The sequence below is a fragment of the Marinobacter qingdaonensis genome, from assembly GCF_034555935.1.
In the GTDB taxonomy this organism is placed as follows: Bacteria; Pseudomonadota; Gammaproteobacteria; order Pseudomonadales; family Oleiphilaceae; genus Marinobacter; species Marinobacter qingdaonensis.
Genome location: NZ_JAYDCJ010000005.1, coordinates 62,460 through 81,858, shown reverse-complemented (window position 1 = coordinate 81,858; position 19,399 = coordinate 62,460). Strand labels below are relative to the sequence as shown.

Genomic DNA, 19,399 nt, shown 5'->3' with positions numbered 1-19,399 from the left:
AACCTGTTGGTAGGTTAGAGGCGACGTGCGCGTGCGGAGATCCATGCCCGAAACGCCAACCGGAGAAGAAAAACCATGACAGCTGCAACCGATCTGAAAAAAAAGCCCCGCATCGGGCTCGCCCTGGGGGGCGGTGGACCGCTGGGGGGAATTTACGAGATCGGTGCCCTGCGAGCGCTGGATGAGGCGCTCGACGGCCTCGATTTCAATGACATTAATGTCTATGTCGGGGTGAATGGCGGCTCGTTTGTCGCGGCTAACCTCGCCAATCAGATGACCACGGCGCAACTGTGCCGGATTTTCGTGCGAAACGAAGCCGAGGTGCATCCGTTTCACCCGGAAGTCTTCTATCGACCGGCCTTCCGGGAAATTGGCCGGCGCCTGTTGTCGGTGCCCGGGCTGGTGTCCACGGCGGTGCAGCGGTTCATCAACAACCCCTACGACCAGAGCCTGCTTGAGGCCCTGACCATCCTGGCGCAGGCGGCGCCGGCCGGTCTGTTCGACAACGAAGGCCTGCACGAGTACCTGAAGCGGGCCTTCACCATGCTGGGCCGGACCAACGATTTCCGGCAGCTAAAGCGCAGTCTCTACATCGTGGCCGCTGACGTTGAAAGCACCGAAGCGGTCTGCTTCGGTGCACCCGGCTTCGACCATGTGCCCATTTCCCGGGCCATCCAGGCCAGCACCGCCTCGCCGGGACTGTATGTGCCGGTGGAGATCGATGGCCGGTATTACGTGGATGGCACCCTGCGCAAGGGCCTGCACGCCTCGGTGGCCTTTGAGGACGGCGCCGATCTGGTGTTTGCGGTGAATCCGCAGGTGCCGATCGATGCCAGTGCCGCGGTGCGGGCCGGCACCATGAAGCCGGGGGAGCTGACCCGCTCGGGCATGCCTAACCTGCTGTCCCAGACCTTCCGAACCATGGTTTATTCCCGCATGCAGTCGGGCATCGCCCAATACGCCCGGGATTACCCGGACAAGGACATCCTGCTGTTTGAGCCGACCCGGGACGACGCCAAGCTGTTCTTCTCCAACGTCTTCAGTTTCCAGTCCCGGCGCATGGTGTGCGAACACGCCTACCAGATGACCCGGCGGGATCTGCTGAACCGTGCCGATGCCCTGGAGCCGAAACTGGCCCGTTACGGCATCACCCTGCGCCGCGACCGTCTCGAGGACGAGCAGCGCACCATCAGCACCAGTCTGTACGGGGAAATGCTGCCGTTGTACGTGGCCAAGGGCCGGCAGAAAAAAGCGGAGAAAGGCAAGCTGGCCGCAGGCCTGGAGAACGTGTCCCAGCTGTTCAGCAGCGCTCAGTAGGGCCGGCGCGCAAGAGCGCGGGGCGGGCACAAAAAAGGGGACGCTTGGCGTCCCCTTTTGCGTTCCCGTTACAGGATATAACGGCTCAGGTCCTCGTCTTCCGACAGGTCCCCGAGTTTCTCGTCGACGTAGGCCGCGGTCACCTCGAAGCCATCGGTCACCTTGTCGCCGGCGTCAAAGGACAGGCCTTCCAGCAGCCGTTCGAGCACCGTGTGCAGGCGGCGGGCCCCGATGTTTTCGGTGCTTTCGTTGACCTTCCAGGCCACTTCCGCAATCCGGGCGATGGCGTCTTCAGCGAAGGTCAATTGCACGCCTTCGGTCGCCATCAGGGCCTCGTACTGCTGGACCAGGGACGCATCCGGTTCGGTCAGGATGCGCTTGAAGTCCTCGGGCGTCAGCGCCTGCAGTTCCACCCGGATTGGCAGGCGGCCCTGCAGCTCCGGAATCAGGTCCGACGGCTTGGACAGATGGAAGGCGCCGGACGCCACGAACAGGATGTGGTCGGTGCGGATGGAGCCGTACTTGGTGCTCACCGTGCTGCCTTCGATCAGCGGCAGCAGGTCCCGCTGTACGCCTTCCCGGGACACGTCCGAGGAGGTGTTTTCCGACCGCTTGGCGACCTTGTCGATCTCGTCGATAAAGACGATGCCGTTCTGTTCCACGGCCTGAATCGCCTTCTGCTTGATCTCTTCCTCGTTGACCAGCTTGGCCGCCTCTTCTTCCTGAACCCGCTTGAGCGCATCCACGACCTTCATCTTGCGGGTCTTGCGCTTCTCCGAGGACAGGTTGGAGAACATGCTTTGCAGCTGATTGGTCATCTCCTCCATGCCCGGAGGGGCCATGATCTCCACGCCGGCACCGCTGCTGCTCAGGTCAATTTCAATGTCCTTGTCGTCCAGCTCGCCCTCGCGCAGCTTCTTTCGAAACAGCTGGCGGGTGGAGGAGTTTTCCCGCGGCTGACTGTCTTCGTTGAAATCCCGGGCCGGCGGCAGCAGGGCATCCAGAATGCGCTCCTCGGCGGCATCCAGGGCCCGATGCTCGTGACGCTTCATCTCCTGCTCGCGCAGCATCTTGATGGCCATGTCGGCCAGATCCCGGATGATCGACTCCACGTCCCGGCCCACGTAGCCCACCTCGGTGAACTTGGTCGCTTCCACTTTCAGGAAGGGCGCGTCTGCCAGCTTGGCCAGCCGGCGCGCGATTTCGGTCTTGCCGACGCCGGTGGGGCCGATCATCAGAATGTTCTTCGGCGTGATCTCGTCGCGCAGGCTGCTATCCAGCTGCATCCGGCGCCAGCGGTTACGCAGGGCGATCGCCACCGCCCGTTTGGCTTCTTCCTGGCCCACGATGTGTTTGTTCAGCTCGTGGACAATCTCACGGGGTGTCATTGCAGACATGGTCGCTCCGGATCAGTCGTTGGTGGACAGCACTTCGAGGGTGCGATTGTGGTTGGTGTAAATGCAGATGTCGGCCGCGATATCCAGGCCCTTCTCGACGATTTCGTGGGCCGACAGCTCGGTGTTCTCCAGCAGTGCCCGGGCCGAGGCCTGGGCAAAGGGGCCACCGGAGCCGATGGCAATCAGTCCCTGCTCTGGTTCAATGACATCGCCGTTACCAGTGATGATCAGCGATGCGGTCTTGTCGGCTACCGCCAGCAGGGCCTCAAGGCGGCGTAGGGCACGATCCGTTCGCCAGTCCTTCGCCAGCTCGACCGCGGCTCGGGTCAGGTTGCCCTGGTGCTTTTCCAGTTGGGCCTCAAACCGCTCGAACAGGGTAAAGGCATCGGCGGTGCCGCCGGCAAACCCGGCCACAACCTTGCCATTGTAGAGACGACGAACCTTGCGGGCATTGCCCTTCATTACCGTATTGCCCAGGGAAACCTGGCCGTCACCGCCCATGGCGACTTCGTCATCGCGCCGGACCGAAAGTATCGTAGTCATTGGGGCTCCAATTGCCTGTTTGAAATCGGTATTGGGCAGTTATGGAGGCGTGGCGAAAGAATTCAAGTGGAGGGGCGCTCTGCACCGTGGCCGGTGTCAGCCTTCTTTCGGGATTTTCCGGATCAGGGGCTGGATGTTGATTGACACCAGTTTGTCGATGGCCGAATTCATCTGGCTGCGGGAGCTGAACGGCCCGACATTAACCCGGTACCAGGTGCTGCCGCTGTCCAGGTCGATGCGCTGGACGCTCGCACGCAGGCCCTGGAAAGCAATCTGGGCACGCTGACGCTCAGCGTCGTCTTTCTTGCGGAAGGAGCCGGATTGCACGAGGTAGTTGAAGTCCTGCTTGGCGGGGCCAGGGGTGTACTCCTCGACCTTGGGCGGCACCACTTCCGATTCCGGCAGCATCTCGTAGAAGCGGAAACCCGGCTTCTTGTCTTCCTGTTTGGCGGTGGTTGCCGGCTTCGGCTCGGTCTTGGCCGCTGGCGGTTGCGCCGGTCGGCTGGGCTCGGACGGTGGCAGGGAGTTGAGGTAGACAATGAACCCGACGAACCCGCCGACGGCCGCCAGCGACAGAATCCACTTCAGCGACAGGCCGCCCTGCTGGGCGCGGGCCGGAGCGGCAGAGCGGGCGCGCGTTTTGGACGTGCCAGGGGCGCGCGCCGGCTTCTTTTTCGGGGTCGCAGACGCAGAGGCCGAACGGTTCTTGCGGGCGTAGTCTCGGGACATGGTCGTCGTTTACATCTCTTCCGGTGCGCTGACACCCAGCAGGTCCAGCCCGTTGGCGATCACCTGGCGAATCGCCAGGTAGAGGCTGACCCGGGCATCGCGCACATTGGCGTCTTCGATCAACACCTTGTGGGCGTTGTAATAGGTGTGGAACTGACCGGCCAGATCCCGCAGGTAGTGGGTCAGGTGGTGCGGTTCCCGTTGCGCGGCGGAGTTGGCAATCAACTCGGGGTACTTGGCCAGCTGGTTGGCCAGCTCCTTTTCCTCGTCCAGGGTCAGCAGCGACAGGTCACCCTTGCATTCGTTGCGACCGCGCTCGATACCCTCGTCGGCCAGCTTGCGCAGGACGCTGCAGATGCGCGCATGGGCATATTGAATGTAATAGACCGGGTTTTCATTGGTCTGGGAGCGGGCCAGGTCGATATCGAAGGTCAACTGCGAGTCCACGCGCCGCGCCGCCAGGAAAAACCGGGTGGCATCCCGACCGACTTCGTCGATCAGGTCCCGGACGGTGACGTAGCTGCCGGCCCGCTTGGAGATTTTCACTTCCTGGCCAGAGCGGGTCACCATCACCATCTGGTGCAGGACGTAGTCCGGCCAGCCCTGGGGAATGTCCGATTTCAGGGCCTGTAGGCCGGCCCGGACCCGGGTCACGGTGGAGTGGTGATCCGCGCCCTGTTCGTTGATGACCGTGGTGAACCCGCGCTGCCATTTGTCCAGGTGGTAAGCCACATCGGGCAGGAAATAGGTGTAGCCGCCGTCCTTCTTGCGCATCACCCGGTCCTTGTCGTCGCCAAATTCCGTGGTCTTCAGCCACAGGGCGCCGTCCTGCTCGTAGGTGTAGCCGTTTTCCTGCAGGCGTTTAACGGTGGCCTCGACCTTGCCCTGCTCGTACAGGGACGACTCCAGGAAGTACACGTCGAAGTGTACGCCGAAGGCCTTCAGGTCCAGGTCCTGTTCCCGACGGAGGTAGGCGACCGCAAATTCGCGGATGGCGTCCTGATCGTTCGGATCGGCCTTCGCCGTCACTTCCCGATCGTCGGCAGTCACCGTCTCGCCCGCCAGGTAGGCGTTGGCGACATCGATGATGTAGTCGCCCCGGTAACCGTCCGCGGGCCAGCTGTCGTCTTCGGGAGTCAGACCCTTGACCCGGGACTGCACCGACAGCGCCAGGTTGTTGATCTGGGCGCCCGCGTCGTTGTAATAGAATTCCCGGGTCACGTCGTAGCCGTTGGCTTCCAGCAGCCGGCACAGGCAGTCGCCAATGGCGGCGCCGCGACCGTGCCCCACGTGCAGCGGACCGGTCGGGTTGGCGGAGACGAACTCCACCTGGACCCGTTCGCCCTTGCCGTGGTCGTTGCGTCCGAAACGGTCGGCCTGGCTCAGAATGGTTTCCACCACTTCGAAAGCGCTGGCGGTGCTCATGAAAAAGTTGATGAAGCCGGGGCCGGCGATTTCCACTTTTTCCACCGCAGCGCTGGCTGGCAGCTTCTCGACCAGCGCTTCCGCCAGCTTGCGCGGCGGGCAACCGGCAGCCTTGGACGCGACCAGGGCAATGTTGCAGGCGTAGTCCCCGTGGGACTTGTCCTTGGTGTTGCCCACTTGCGGCGAGAAGGTCTGGTCGGCCGGCAGGGTGCCTTCAGACTGAAGTGCGGCCAGTGCGGACTGGAGCAGATCGGAAACGGTCTCTTTCATGCTGTCAGATGACTCGGTTTGCTGGAAAATTGGAAATCGGGCAGGGCGCCCGTTGGCAATAGAAGGGCGCTATTATCGCGGAAACTGGCGCTGCAAGCAAAAGGCTCAGGTCGCGATCTAGCCGGTTTCCTGCGGGTCGACGTCAATCATCCATTTCACGTTGCCGGGCAATCGCTGTTGGTCCAGGTGCGTGCAGATGCCTTTGAGTACATGGTTCAGCCGTTTCCGGTTGTCGCTGTTCAGGACCAGTTGGGCGCGGTAACGGTCGGCCCGTCGGGCAATCAGCGCGGGCAATGGTCCCCAGACCTCAACACCCGTGGTCTGGGCCATGGGTTTGATCTGATCCAGCAGTTGCAGGGCCTTCTCCATGGTGTCCGCTTCGGCCCGGAATATGGCCATGGCCCGGAAGGGCGGAAACTGGCCGCTTTCCCGCTCGGCCAGCAGTTGGTCGGCGATGTCCAGGTAGCGGCCCTCGCACAGGGTCTTCAGCAGTGGGTGGTCGCTGTGGCAGGTCTGGACCAGCACCTGCCCGGCGTGGGCGCCGCGGCCCGCCCGGCCACTGACCTGCAGCAGGGTCTGGATCAGTTGTTCCGGGGCGCGGAAATCGACGCTGAACAGGCCGCCATCGGCATTCACCACCACCACCAGGGTCACGCCGGGGAAATCGTGGCCTTTGGCCAGCATTTGCGTTCCAACCAGGACGCAGGGCTCGCCGGTATTGACCCGCTCCAAGATGGCCTGGATGCTGCCCTTGCGCTGGGTGGAGTCCCGGTCGACCCGGACCACCGGCGTGTCGGGGAAGTGCGCCGACAGGACATCCTCGGTCCGCTCGGTGCCCTGGCCGACCGGTTTGAACGCGTCGCTCTCGCACTTGGGACATTGCTCGGTGGCAGCGGTCTGGTAATCGCAGTGGTGGCAGCGCATGGCGCGATCCCGGCGATGGTAGGTCAGGCGCGTGTCGCAGCGCGGGCAGTCCACCATGTGGCCGCAGTCAAAGCACATCATGACCGGGGCAAAGCCACGTCGGTTGACGAACACCAGCGCCTGCTGGCCGCGTTCCAGGGTTTTTCGTATGGCCCCGAGTGCCGGCTGGGACAGGCCACCGTCCAGGGGGCGACTGCGGATGTCCAGCAGGCTGATTTCGGGCGGGCGTGCCTGGCCGGCTCGTTGTTCCAGACGCGTCAGCTGGTATTTCTGCTGTTGCGCATTGTAGTAGGACTCCAGGGAAGGCGTCGCCGAGCCCAGTAGGATCGGGCAGTCGTTCAGGTGTGCCCGGTAGACGGCGACATCCCGACCGGAATAGCGGAAACCCTCGCCCTGCTTGTAGGAGCTGTCGTGTTCTTCGTCAACAATGATGGCCCTGAGCCGGGTGAAGGGCAGGAGCACGGCGGAGCGCGTGCCGATCAGGATCACCGGCTCGCCATTGCGAACCTTGAGCCAGGTCGACAGCCGTTCGCCATCGTTGAGGGCCGAGTGCCAGACCACAATGCGAGTGCCGAAGTAGCGCTGGAACCGGGCCACCGTCTGGGGGGTCAAGTTGATCTCAGGCACCAGGACCAGGGCCTGTTCGTCCCGGCCAAGGTGCTGTTTGAGGTAATGAAGGTAAATCTCGGTTTTGCCGCTGCCTGTGATGCCATAGAGCAGCGACGCCCCGAACCCCTCCGCCGGCCGTGCCAGTTGCTCCGCGGCACGGGTCTGGGCTTCTGACAGGGTGGGTGACTGTTGGTCGTAGTCCGGGTGCGGGGCGATTGCGGGCTGCGCCGGGGTCGTGTTGGCTTGCACCAGGTTTTTCTCCAGCAAGGCTTTCACTTGCTGGCGGGTGAAGCCGGCCTGAATGATTTCCTGATCTGAGGCGCTCTTGCCTATGCCGGACAGCCACTCCAATAAGGCTCTCTGCCTGGGGGCGCCGGCTGGCACCTCGGCCGGGTCGCCGATCGCGCGCCATTGGGTGACCTGCTTTTGTTCGGCCGGTCGGCCTTTGCGCAGGGCTACCGGCAAGGCGGTGAACAGGCACTCGCCCAGCGGGTGCTGATAGTAGTCACTGGCCCAGCTCAACAGGCGGAAGGTTTCGCTGGGCAGGGCCGGCCAGGACTCGAGCGCGGAGAGGATTGGCTTGACCGTGATGCCCGGCGGCGGTGTTACGCCGGTCTCCACCACCAGGCCGGTGGCTTGCTGGCGGCCAAAGGGAACGCGAACCCGTTGGCCGGGTACAAGGGGGGTGCCGTCCGGGATGCGGTAATCAAACAGGCGCCGCAATGGCCGGTTAAGGGCGATTCGTGCTGTGGAGGACACCGGCGGCTCCAGGTGAGTTTGTGAGTCTCGGTAAATGCGGATCTTGGCGCGTCGCCACTGGGCCTGATCATTGGCCCTGCATGTGATGAGCGACTCTGGCAATGCTTGCCTGGCGACCGTTTTGCAAGTAATATTCGCGGTCTGATTTCGGCAGGGCATGATTGTGCCCCGTCTTCACATTCGATTCAAACATGCGGTGCCTGGCGCCTGGGCAAACTCAGCCCCGTGACCGGGTGGCGGCATGACCTAACGAGGTTCGCCATGAAAGAAGGTATCCACCCCAAGTACGAAGACGTCACCGCTACCTGTTCCTGCGGTAACGTGATCAAGACTCGCTCCACCATCGGGCACGACCTGCAGCTGGACGTTTGTTCCCAGTGCCACCCGTTCTACACCGGCAAGCAGAAGGTCATGGATACCGGTGGTCGTATCGATCGCTTCCAGAAGCGTTTCGGTGGCCGGATTGGCGGCAAGAAGGGCTGATCGCTCCGAAATCGCCGAAGAAAGCGCCTGCGGGCGCTTTTTTTGTGGGTGGGGTACTGAGTGTAGCTAAAAGCGTCATACGCATTTAGCACTATTGACTGATCATAAAGTGGGCGGCGGAGGCTTGTTGTTTAAGGGGGTTCGGGCCATAATGTCGCGCCCCGCTGAGCTCTGCTTTGCGGTTCATTACCTTTAAACGTGACAAACGGAACAGTGGCAATGTCTCAAGATCTGAAAGCAGCAGCCCTTGAATATCACGCCAAGCCGCGGCCTGGTAAGCTGAGTGTCGAAATCACCAAGCCCACCCAGACCTCCCGCGATCTCTCCCTGGCGTATAGCCCTGGGGTTGCCGAACCGGTCCGCGAGATCGCAAAGGACCCGGAGAACGCATACAAGTACACCGCCAAGGGCAACCTGGTGGCTGTCATCTCTGACGGTTCTGCGATTCTTGGTCTGGGTAACCTGGGTCCGCTGGCAAGCAAGCCGGTAATGGAAGGCAAGGGCGTACTGTTCAAGCGCTTCGCTGGCATCGATGTCTTCGACATCGAGGTCAACTCCGAAAGCCCGCAGGCGTTTATTGAAACGGTTGAGCGTATTGCCGATACCTTCGGTGGTATCAACCTCGAAGACATCAAGGCCCCCGAGTGCTTTGAGGTCGAGCGTGCGCTGATCGAGAAGTGCAACGTGCCGATCTTCCACGACGATCAGCACGGTACCGCCATCGTGACTGCAGCCGGCATGATCAATGCCCTTGAGCTGCAGGGCAAAAAAATTGAAGAAGCAAAAGTGGTGTGCCTGGGTGCCGGTGCTGCCGCTATTGCCTGCATGAAGCTGCTGATCAGCTGCGGTATTCGCTCTGAGAACATCTTCATGCTCGACCGCAAGGGTGTGATCCACTCTGGTCGTGATGATCTGAACCAGTACAAGGCCATGTTCGCCAACGACACCGATAAGCGCACCCTGGATGATGCGATTGACGGTGCCGACGTGTTCCTGGGGCTGTCCGGTCCGGACCTCCTGACCGCTGATCAGCTCAAGGCCATGGCGCCAAACCCCATTGTTTTTGCCTGCTCCAACCCGGATCCGGAAATCAGCCCGGAAGTTGCGCTGGCGGCCCGTGACGATCTGATCATGGCGACCGGCCGCTCCGACTATCCGAACCAGGTAAACAATGTTCTGGGCTTCCCGTTCATTTTCCGTGGTGCGCTTGATGTGCGTGCAACCGCCATCAACGAAGAGATGAAGGTTGCTGCGGTTAACGCCATCCGTGAGCTGGCCAAAGAGCCGGTGCCTCAGGAAATCTGTGAAGCCTACGGTGTGGACAGCTTTGAATTCGGCAAGGAGTACATTATTCCGAAGCCGATGGATGTCCGTCTGCTGGAAGTTGTGCCCGCGGCAGTGGCCCAGGCCGCCGTGGACTCCGGTGTTGCCCGCAACCCGTATCCGGCGCACTACCCGCTGAAATCCATGGACGACATCATCTAAGGTTCGTTCGGGACGAAAAAAAAACCGGCGGTGATCCCGCCGGTTTTTTTATGCCTGCCCAACGGCGGCGGTCAGAAGATCTGCTGGGAGAAGTCGTCGCCGTTGCCGGTACGCTGCTCTTCCTCCTCCGCCGTCAGCGGGGCAGGAGCTTCCTCTTCCTTGAACACCTCAAAAATCCCATCCTCGCCCGGCCGGGCTCGACGACCGGTTTCCGGATTGATCCGGATGTTCACGATGCCGTTGGGGCGGGGCATGGTCGCCGGTGGTGTTCCGTCCAGCGCCACCCGCATGTAGTCGATCCAGATCGGCAGTGCCGTGCTGGCACCAAACTCCCGTCGGCCCAATGGCGCGGGCTGGTCAAAGCCGACCCAGGTCGTGGTCGCGATGTCGTGGTTGAAGCCGGCGAACCAGGTGTCCTTCTGTTCGTTGGTGGTTCCGGTCTTGCCGGCCAGGTCGTTGCGCCCCAGAGCCTGGGCCCGTCGTCCAGTGCCCATGCGGATCACGTCTCGCATCATGGAATGCAGAATGTAGACTGAGCGCTCATCAGCCAGGCGGCGCATGACTCTCGGTTTGGGTTGCGGGTTGTCCTCGGTCCGGGTCTCCTCGCGTTCGGTGTCGGTTTCGGCGGTCAACTGGTCACAGTCCTGTTCGCACAGGATGGTTTCCGGCGCCTGGTACACGGTTTCCCCATTGATGTCCTGAATGCGCTCGATCAGGTAGGGCTGGACGTCGTAACCGCCATTGGCGATGACGGCGAGTCCGCGGGCCAGCTGCATGGGCGTCAGTTGCCCGCTGCCGAGCGAGAGCGAGAGGTCGTCGGGCATGTTTGCCACCGGGATTCTCAGCTGTTTCAGGTAATCCAGGGTGGTCTGGATGCCAACGTCTCGCAGCAGGCGAATCGAGACGATGTTGCGGGACCGGTACAGGGCCTCGCGCAGGCGGGTAGGGCCGTAGAACTGTCCCGAGGAGTTCTGGGGCCTCCAGGCGGTTTCCAGCTCCGAATCGTCAAACACAATCGGGGCATCGTTATAAATAGTGGCCGGCGTCAGCCCGTTCTCCAGAGCGGTCAGGTAGAGGAACGGCTTAAAGGTGGAGCCGGGCTGGCGTTTGGCCTGGATGGCGCGATTGTATTTGCTTTGGCGGAAGCTGTAGCCGCCGGCCAGCGCTTCGATCGCACCGGTGCGCGAGTCCAGGGAAATCAGTGCGCCCTCGGCCCGAGGTACCTGCGCCAGTGACACCGTCGGCAGCGGCTTTGCGTCCTCGCTGGCAGTGCTCGAGTCATCGAGTCGCACGTAAACGACGTCACCCACCGAGAGCACGTCCGACGCTTTCTCCGGTTCCGGTCCCTGCAGGTCCTCGGTCTTGTAGCGGCGGGCCCAGGTCATGGTGTCGAACGGCATGCGCGCCGGCCCCACCTTGCGGACATGGACATCGGTCACGCCGGCTTCGTCGTCAACCTTGGTAACCAGCGCCGGCAGCAGGGCGGCTACCGTGGGGTAGTTCAGGATCAGCTCTTCGGGCGGCTGTTCGGCCAGGGTGTCGGCGTCAATCTGTCCAATCGGACCCCGGAAGCCGTGGCGACGGTCGTATGCTTCGAGGCCGTTGCGCAGGGCAGTGGTGGCGGTCTGCTGTTTCTTGCTTTCCACGGTCAGAGTGACCGTATAGCCATCGGTGTAGGCGTTATCGCCGAAACGCCGGACGATTTCCGAGCGCGCCATTTCGGCCACGTAATCGGCATCCACCTCGACGTCGGTGGCGTTGTAGTTGGCCGTAAGCGGGGCAGCCACGGCCAGGTCGTGAGCATCGCCGGTGATGAAGTCCAGGTCACGCATGCGGCCGAGGATCCAGTTGCGGCGGATCTTGGCCCGTTCCGGGTTGGCGAGCGGGTTGAATGCGGAGGGGGCCTTGGGCAGGCCTGCGAGCATGGCCATCTGGGCCAGTGAGAGCTCGGCAACGGGTTTGTTGTAGTAAACCTGCGATGCCGCGGCAATGCCGTAGGCGCGATTGCCCAGGTAAATCTTGTTCAGGTAGAGCTCGAGGATGCGGTTCTTGTCCAGTTCACGCTCAATCTGAAGTGCCAGAAGTATCTCGTTGAACTTCCGGATAAAGGTCCTTTCACGTGACAGAAAGTAATTTTTTGCAACCTGCATGGTGATGGTACTGCCCCCGGACTGGATGGATCCGGTGGAGACCAGTTCGATGGCAGCCCGCGTCAGGCCTTTGATGTCGACCCCGAAGTGCTCGTAAAAGCGGGCGTCTTCAGCCGCCAGGAAGGCTTGTAACTGAATTGTTGGGATCTGTTCGATTGTGATCGGTGCCCTTCTCTTTTCACCGAATTCTGCTATTAATTTGCTGTCCTGGCTGTAGACCCGAAGTGGGGTCTGAAGCTGGATGTCGAGCAGTTGCTCTACCGGTGGCAGGCCAGGGCGAAGGTAAAGATAGAAACCTGAGGTGACGATAATCGCGACACTCAGTCCGGTGAGAAACAACCATGCAAGAAGGCGAGATGTGCGCAACAAATGAGACATTTTTTTCTGACAACTGTTGGATATAGGTCTATCATTTGAGAAATTGCTTTAGGAAGGATGAGTCGCTTCGCCGCTGCAACGCTTCTCAACTGAAGAAGAAATGGCATTGTAGACGGAAAAAAGAAGAAATTCTCTTAAATAAAAAACACATAAGTAACTTAACCGGGTGCATCTAACCAGGTAAAGGGTGAGCGCGTGTTCGGATTGTTCGGAAAGAAATCCAGTGCCGTACTGGGGGTGGACGTCAGTTCCAGTTCGGTCAAGCTGCTGGAGCTGTCAAAGCAGGGCGACCGCTACAAGGTCGAGAGCTACGCGGTGGAGCCATTGCCGGCGAACGCCGTTGTGGAAAAAAACATCACGGATGTTGAGGCAGTGGGTGAGGTGTTGAAGCGCGTCGCCTCCAAGTCTCGTACCGGCGTCAAGCAGGTTGCCGTGGCCGTTTCCGGCTCTGCGGTCATCACCAAGGTCATCCAGATGGACGGTGGCCTGAACGAATTCGAAATGGAAGATCAGATCGCCCTCGAGGCGGATCAGTACATTCCATACCCGCTGGACGAGGTTGCCATCGACTTCGAGGTCCAGGGGGCCTCTGAAAGCAATCCGGATCAGGTCGACGTACTGCTTGCCGCCTGTCGCAAGGAAAACGTTGATATCCGCGAGGATGCCCTCGAAATCGCCTCCCTGACCGCAAAAATCATCGACGTCGAAGCCTACTCTCTGGAGCGGGCCTACTCGCTGATCGAGCCCCAGCTCGATACCCAGGGCGAAGAACTGGTCGTCGCCATCGTGGACGTGGGCGCAACCATGACCACCTTGAGCGTGCTCGCCGATGGCAAGACCGTCTACACCCGGGAACAGATCTTCGGCGGCAAGCAGCTGACCGAGGAAATCCAGCGTCGTTATGGCTTGTCGCTGGAGGAAGCCGGCCTGGCGAAAAAGCAGGGTGGCCTGCCCGACGACTACGAATCGGAAGTCCTGATGCCATTCCGGGAAGCCGTGGTCCAGCAGGTGGCTCGTGCGCTGCAGTTCTTCTTTGGCGCCAGCCAGTACAACGCCGTCGACTATGTGGTTCTGGCAGGTGGTACTGCCTCGATACAGGGGCTGACCGAGATGGTCGAGGAGAAAACAGGGACGCCAACCCTGGTCGCCAACCCGTTCGCGGACATGGCGGTGGGATCGCGGGTAAACGCGTCTGCCCTGAGTAACGATGCCCCCTCACTGATGATTGCCTGCGGCCTGGCGATGAGGAGCTTCGACTGATGGCAAAGATTAACCTCAGACCCTGGCGCGAAGAGCTCAGGGCGGAAAAACAGAAGCAATTCGTGGTCATGCTGCTGGGCGCCGCCATCATTGCCGGCGGCCTTGTTTTCCTGTGGAAATCAGACATGGACAGCCGCATCGCCTACCAGCAGTCCAGAAATGCGTACATTGAAACCGCGACCAAGAAGCTGGACGAGCAGATCAAGGAAATCGAAAGCCTGAAGCGGAAACGCGATGAACTGCTTGCCCGTATGCAGGTGATTCAGGATCTGCAAGGCAAGCGCCCGGTCATCGTCCGGGTGTTCGACGAGCTGGTGCGGACCCTGCCGGATGGACTGTTCTACACCGATCTGCAAAAGCGGGGCGATCAGGTCAACATTGTCGGAATGGCAGAATCAAACAGCCGGATATCCAACCTGATGCGTCAGTTCGAGGAGTCTGCCTGGTTTGCCAACCCCAACCTTTCCAATGTGTCGGCCGCGGATAACCGCCGGGCGGGGTACAGCCAGTTTAACTTGTCGGTGCAGCAGAAGACGCCCGAGCCCGAAGGGGAGGATAAGTAATGAGCCTCGCGGACTCTCTCAAAAGCCTTAACGAATTTGATATCAACGACCTGGATGTCAATAACGCGGGAATCTGGCCGGCGCCGGTCAAGGCGATCGTGGTGTTGATCATTTTTGGCCTGATCGTTGGTGGCGGCTACTGGTTTTTCGTCAAGGACCAGTATGTCCAGCTGGAGCGGGTTGAAAAGACCGAGCAGGACCTGCGGAAAAAGTACGAGGAAAAGGCCTACAAGGTGGCCAACCTCGCGGTGTTCAAAGCCCAGATGGCGGAAATGGAAGAAACCTTTGGCGCCCTGGTCCGGCAACTCCCGAGTGAGACCGAGGTGCCCGGGCTGCTGGAAGACATCACCAACACCGCGCTCGGCAGCGGCTTGGCGTTGCAGGAAGTGAAGCTGCAGCCGGAACAGCGCCGTGATTTCTACGCTGAGCTGCCCATCAATATCCGGGTTTCAGGCTCCTATCATGAGCTGGCCACCTTCGTGAGCAGCGTCGCTAGCCTTCCACGGATCGTGACCTTGCACGATCTGACCATCAAACCAACAGGCGGAGATGGAGAACAGCTTGACATGCAGGTTGTTGCCCGTACTTACCGCTACCGGGCTGGAGAATGAGCATGGCAGCTAAGCATGCAGGAAAAGCCTGGTTGGGTGTGTGTCTGGTTTCCTTACTCACCGCATGCTCCCAAGGCAATGGGTTCTCTGACATCGATAAATTCATGGCCGACACGCGCGCCAAGCCGCGGGGTTTCGTGGAGCCGCTCCCGGAATTCAAGGCCTACGAGGCCTTCAGCTACTCTGCCGCCGATCGGCGGGCACCGTTCGAGCCGCCGATTGATGTCCAGTTGACCATGGTTGACGAGCAGCCAGTCAGTGATGTCGAGCCCAATCTCGATCGGCCCAAAGAAGTGCTTGAAAACTTTGACCTCAAGCAACTGGACATGGTCGGAACGCTGAAAGGGGCCACCGGTAATCTGTTTGCCCTGGTTCAAGACGGTGTTGGAGGCATCCACCGAGTCCGGACTGGTAATTACATGGGGCAGAATTATGGCCGTGTCGTCGGCGTCAACGAGACACGAATAGAACTGATTGAAATCGTTCCGAATGGCCGGGGTGGTTGGGTTGAGCGACCACGTTCCCTGACTCTGGAAGAGGAAGAAGGCTAAGGAGCGGCAGGATGAATAATGAAAGAAACATGCACGAACAAAAAAGTTTGGGGTCGAGGCTAGCGATGTTTAAAAAGCTCAATGTATACGTCGGCGTGATTGCTTTTGGGTTGTTGTCTGGCCTGGCCAATGCGGTCACGCTGGAAGACGTGTCATTTTCATCGCTGCCGGGAGATCGCCTGGAGGTGAAGCTTGCCTTCGACGGTCAGCCGCCAGAGCCCACGGGCTACACCATCGAGCGCCCCGCCCGGATCGCCGTTGATCTTCGGGATACGTCCAGTGCCCTCGACAGTCGCAGCATTCCCCTGGGGTCGGGCAACGCCCAGAGTATGACGGTGGTTGAAACCAAGGACCGGACCCGACTGATCTTCAATCTGGTGGAACTGGTTCCATATAACTCGGTTCGTAGAGGCAACGCCTTGGTGATGACCATTGGTGGCGACGGTGCATCGCAACCGACGGTTGCGTCCTCAGGTTCAGGTTCCGAGTCCCGCGGTATGCGGGCATCCCAGCCCGGCGCGCTCGCCGGTGTCGATTTCCGTCGGGGCAAAGACGGGGAAGGCCGGGTTGTGGTCGATCTGGGCAGCGAAAGCACGCCCGTCGATCTGTCTGAGCTGGGAGGCAAGATCCGGCTGACCATGTCCGGCATCACGGTACCGGAAAACCTCCGCCGTCGTCTCGACGTCACCGACTTCGCAACGCCGGTCAATCGAATTGATACCTTCGTACAGGACGGCAACGCCGTGGTCGAAATTCGTCCGGAAGGCAATTACGACTACATCGCTTACCAGTCTGGCAGCGAGTTCACGGTGAGCGTGGAAAAGCTCACCGAAGAAGAAGCCGAAGCCCGGCGTGAAGAGAAGTTCCCGTACACCGGTGAGAAGCTGTCCCTGAACTTCCAGGACATTGAGGTGCGTTCGGTACTTCAGCTGATTGCAGACTTTACCGGTCTGAACCTGGTTGCCAGTGATACTGTTGGCGGCAGCATTACGCTGCGCCTGCAAAATGTGCCTTGGGACCAGGCGCTGGACCTGATCCTGAAGACCAAAGGTCTCGACAAGCGGCAGATCGGCAATGTTCTGTTGGTGGCGCCAGCGGACGAAATCGCCGCCCGGGAAAAGCTCGAGCTTGAGACCACCAAGCAAATCGCCGAACTGGCGCCGGTTCGACTGGATATCATCCAGGTCAACTACGCCAAGGCTGCTGACGTTGTGGCTCTGATCGAAGCCGACAAGGAGCTGATTTCCGATCGTGGTTTCGTGTCCTCCGACGTCCGGACCAACACCATCAGCGTGCGGGAGACGGCCGAGAAGCTTGAAGAAATTCGTCGTCTGGTGTCCACGTGGGATGTGCCCGTGCGTCAGGTATCCATTGAAGCCCGGATTGTTCGTGCCCAGACCAACGTGGCGGAAAATCTGGGTATTCGCTGGGGCGGTGCCGCCTACAACGTGAGCGGCGACAACGTGTTCTCCGTTGGTGGCTCTCAGGGCGCGGTCGAAGAAGCCCGCCAGGCGGCTGGTGGCACCAACAATACCATCACATTCCCGGGCGCGCTTGCGGTGGATCTGGGTGTGACGGGTGAGGGCGCTTCGTCCTTCGCGATTGGCTGGGGCAGCGATGACTTCCTTGTGGATCTGGAGCTGTCGGCCCTGGAAAGCGATGGTCAGGCCGAGGTGGTCTCTCAGCCGCGGGTCGTCACCGCTGATCGTCAGACTGCGTCGATCAAGTCGGGTGAGGAAATTCCTTATCAGGAAGCCTCGTCCAGCGGTGCCACGTCTGTTTCCTTCAAGGAGGCCGTGCTGTCACTGGAAGTGACGCCGCAGATCACCCCGGATGACAAGATCATCATGGATCTGGTGGTGAACCAGGACTCCCGTGGCGAAGTAACCGCGGGCATCCCCTCCATCAATACCAACGAGGTCACTACTCAGGTACTGGTGGGTAACGGTGAAACGGTCGTTCTGGGCGGGATTTTCCAGTCTGAGGTGGCGACACAAACCACCAAGACGCCGTTCCTGGGCGACATTCCCTACCTGGGGCGTCTGTTCAAGCGTACCGAACACATCGACGAGCGCAGTGAATTGTTGATCTTCATCACGCCGAAAATTGTGAAAAGCGATCTGATTCGGTAACGGGACTGAAAATGAAAAAAGCCGCCGCTAACACCGGCGGCTTTTTTGTGCCTTCGGCAATCAGGGTTTTGGCCCGGAAACTTATGGAATCCCGGGGCCTGTGATATTCTCACCCGCCTGAACACTATCGAGCGGAAGTTATGTCTTTGCCCAAACGCGTTGTCCTGGTGGGTCCTATGGGGGCTGGAAAAAGTACAATTGGCCGCATGCTCGCCAAGGAGCTGGGCTACCAGTTTCTGGATTCCGACCGGATCATCGAGGAGCGCTGTGGCGCCAATATTCCGTGGATATTCGACGTGGAGGGTGAGGACGGTTTTCGCCAGCGCGAGACCGCCATGCTTGACGAACTATCGCTTAAGCACAATACGGTGCTGGCCACGGGCGGCGGCGCAATCATGCGTCCGGAGAATCACCGGCTGCTGAAGCAGGACGCGCTCGTGGTCTACCTGAAAACGTCCATTGACCAGCAGGTCGAGCGCACCCGCAAGGATCGCAACCGGCCGCTGTTGCAGAACGACGATCCGGAGGCGGTATTGCGCAAGCTGTTCGCCATTCGCGATCCCCTTTACACCCAGTTGGCGGACATCATCATGCACACGGATCGCAAGAGTCCGCGCCTGGTGGTTCGGCAACTGGTCAATCGGATGAATCCGAAAACGCCTCGACACAAGCGGCAAATCAGGAAGGAAGGGCGAAATCATGTCTGAGATTCTTCATGAGCTCACGGTGCAGCTGGGGGAGCGTAGCTACCCCATCGTGATCGGCCAGGGACTGCTGGGTGAGTTCGATCTCAGCCCCTATGTCCAGGGCTCTCAGGTAATGATTGTCACCAACGACACCGTGGCGCCGCTGTACCTGGATCAGGCCAGGGCCTGTTTTCCGGGCAAAACGGTGGATGCCGTGGTGCTGCCCGACGGTGAACGGTACAAGGATTGGCAAACCCTGAACCGGATTTTCGACGGGTTGCTGGAACGCCGCCACAGTCGCAAGACCACGTTGGTGGCGCTGGGCGGCGGGGTCGTCGGTGATATGGCCGGGTTTGCCGCAGCCTGTTATCAGCGGGGTGTGCCGTTTATCCAGATTCCGACGACCTTGCTGTCCCAGGTGGATTCCTCGGTTGGCGGCAAGACCGGCATCAATCACCCCCTTGGCAAGAACATGATCGGTGCGTTCCATCAGCCCCAGGCCGTGCTGATCGATACCGATAGCCTGAACTCATTGCCGCCGCGGGAAGTGTCTGCCGGCCTGGCGGAAGTCATCAAGTACGGACTCATTCGCGATACCAAGTTTCTGGCCTGGCTCGAGCAGGCGATGGGCCGCCTCATCAACCTCGAGGCCGACGCCCTGGCGGAAGCGATTTTTCGCTCCTGTGCCTGTAAGGCCGACGTGGTGGCCCAGGACGAGCGTGAGGGCGGGCTGCGCGCCATCCTGAATCTCGGGCATACCTTCGGCCATGCCATCGAAACGTTCGCCGGTTATGGCAACTGGCTCCATGGCGAAGCCGTAGGCACCGGCATGATCATGGCGGCGGATCTGTCGGCCCGAGAGGGCATGATCAGTCGGGAGGATTACGACCAGGCGGTCGCTCTGATCAAGCGGGCGGGGTTGCCGGAATTGCCGCCGGCCGAGATGACCCCAGAGGATTTCATGACCCTGATGTCGGTGGACAAGAAGAATGTAGATGGTCGGTTACGACTGGTGCTGCTTAACGGCATTGGTCACGCGTTCGTCACCGGTGACGCCGGTGCCGAGAATCTTGCCGCCACGCTGGCAGGCTTCTGTCGCGCCAGCTAGGCCGGCGACAGGCGAGGCT

16 protein-coding genes are annotated in these 19,399 nt (G+C 60.6%); 10 read left to right on the top strand and 6 right to left on the bottom strand.

All coding sequences use genetic code 11. The annotated features are described in order from the left end of the window. The first annotated feature begins 75 nt into the window (after positions 1-75). On the top strand, positions 76-1,317 hold the full coding sequence (locus tag U5822_RS17800) for a patatin-like phospholipase family protein (RefSeq protein ID WP_322857023.1): 1,242 nt from the start codon (positions 76-78) through the stop codon (positions 1,315-1,317). A gap of 68 nt (positions 1,318-1,385) precedes the next feature. Here the strand turns inward: U5822_RS17800 and hslU are convergent, their stop codons facing one another. The 5 genes from hslU to U5822_RS17775 form a co-directional block, all read right to left on the bottom strand. Continuing rightward, positions 1,386-2,714, bottom strand: coding sequence for an ATP-dependent protease ATPase subunit HslU (gene hslU / locus U5822_RS17795; RefSeq protein WP_322857022.1), 1,329 nt, complete (start codon positions 2,712-2,714; stop codon positions 1,386-1,388). Positions 2,715-2,726: 12 nt separating this feature from the next. Then, complete coding sequence (hslV, locus tag U5822_RS17790) at positions 2,727-3,257, bottom strand: ATP-dependent protease subunit HslV (protein WP_322857021.1); 531 nt, start codon at positions 3,255-3,257, stop codon at positions 2,727-2,729. A 96-nt stretch (positions 3,258-3,353) separates the two neighbouring features. Further along, positions 3,354-3,986, bottom strand: coding sequence for an SPOR domain-containing protein (locus U5822_RS17785; protein WP_322857020.1), 633 nt, complete (start codon positions 3,984-3,986; stop codon positions 3,354-3,356). 9 nt (positions 3,987-3,995) lie between these two features. Beyond that, positions 3,996-5,681 (bottom strand): arginine--tRNA ligase, encoded by a 1,686-nt coding sequence (gene argS / locus U5822_RS17780; protein ID WP_322857019.1) that lies wholly within the window; start codon positions 5,679-5,681, stop codon positions 3,996-3,998. Between the two features lie 117 nt (positions 5,682-5,798). Next, a complete protein-coding gene (locus U5822_RS17775; protein WP_322857018.1) occupies positions 5,799-7,973 on the bottom strand; it encodes a primosomal protein N' in 2,175 nt (724 codons plus the stop codon). Positions 7,974-8,234: 261 nt separating this feature from the next. On the opposite strand from U5822_RS17775, the gene rpmE reads away from it, so the two are divergent. Together rpmE and U5822_RS17765 are read left to right on the top strand one after the other, a co-directional pair. Then, the gene (gene rpmE / locus U5822_RS17770; protein ID WP_322857017.1) at positions 8,235-8,456 is read left to right on the top strand and encodes a 50S ribosomal protein L31; all 222 of its coding nucleotides are present in this window, start codon (positions 8,235-8,237) and stop codon (positions 8,454-8,456) included. Between the two features lie 219 nt (positions 8,457-8,675). Beyond that, the gene (locus U5822_RS17765; RefSeq protein WP_322857016.1) at positions 8,676-9,941 is read left to right on the top strand and encodes a malic enzyme-like NAD(P)-binding protein; all 1,266 of its coding nucleotides are present in this window, start codon (positions 8,676-8,678) and stop codon (positions 9,939-9,941) included. Between the two features lie 71 nt (positions 9,942-10,012). On the opposite strand, the gene U5822_RS17760 is transcribed toward U5822_RS17765, so the two are convergent. Further along, positions 10,013-12,469 (bottom strand): penicillin-binding protein 1A, encoded by a 2,457-nt coding sequence (locus U5822_RS17760; RefSeq protein WP_425259454.1) that lies wholly within the window; start codon positions 12,467-12,469, stop codon positions 10,013-10,015. Positions 12,470-12,664: 195 nt separating this feature from the next. Between U5822_RS17760 and U5822_RS17755 the strand changes: the two genes are divergently transcribed. The 7 genes from U5822_RS17755 (at position 12,665) to aroB (ending at position 19,380) form a co-directional block, all read left to right on the top strand. Then, positions 12,665-13,729, top strand: a complete 1,065-nt coding sequence (locus tag U5822_RS17755) for a pilus assembly protein PilM (protein ID WP_322857014.1) — start codon at positions 12,665-12,667, stop codon at positions 13,727-13,729. Then, positions 13,729-14,292 (top strand): PilN domain-containing protein, encoded by a 564-nt coding sequence (locus U5822_RS17750; protein ID WP_322857013.1) that lies wholly within the window; start codon positions 13,729-13,731, stop codon positions 14,290-14,292. Before U5822_RS17755 ends, U5822_RS17750 begins: the two co-directional genes overlap by 1 nt. Beyond that, entirely contained in the window at positions 14,292-14,903 is a 612-nt protein-coding gene (locus U5822_RS17745; protein ID WP_322857012.1) for a type IV pilus inner membrane component PilO, read from the top strand. Before U5822_RS17750 ends, U5822_RS17745 begins: the two co-directional genes overlap by 1 nt. A 2-nt stretch (positions 14,904-14,905) precedes the next feature. Continuing rightward, complete coding sequence (locus U5822_RS17740) at positions 14,906-15,454, top strand: pilus assembly protein PilP (protein WP_322857011.1); 549 nt, start codon at positions 14,906-14,908, stop codon at positions 15,452-15,454. Between the two features lie 65 nt (positions 15,455-15,519). Further along, a complete protein-coding gene (locus U5822_RS17735; protein WP_322857010.1) occupies positions 15,520-17,586 on the top strand; it encodes a type IV pilus secretin PilQ in 2,067 nt (688 codons plus the stop codon). Between the two features lie 140 nt (positions 17,587-17,726). Then, positions 17,727-18,293 carry a shikimate kinase AroK gene (gene aroK, locus U5822_RS17730; RefSeq protein WP_322857009.1) on the top strand — a complete coding sequence of 189 codons (567 nt, stop codon included), beginning with the start codon at positions 17,727-17,729 and terminating at the stop codon, positions 18,291-18,293. After that, positions 18,286-19,380 (top strand): 3-dehydroquinate synthase, encoded by a 1,095-nt coding sequence (gene aroB, locus U5822_RS17725; protein WP_322857008.1) that lies wholly within the window; start codon positions 18,286-18,288, stop codon positions 19,378-19,380. The genes aroK and aroB overlap by 8 nt, the downstream gene beginning before the upstream one ends. The last annotated feature ends 19 nt before the right edge of the window (positions 19,381-19,399 follow it).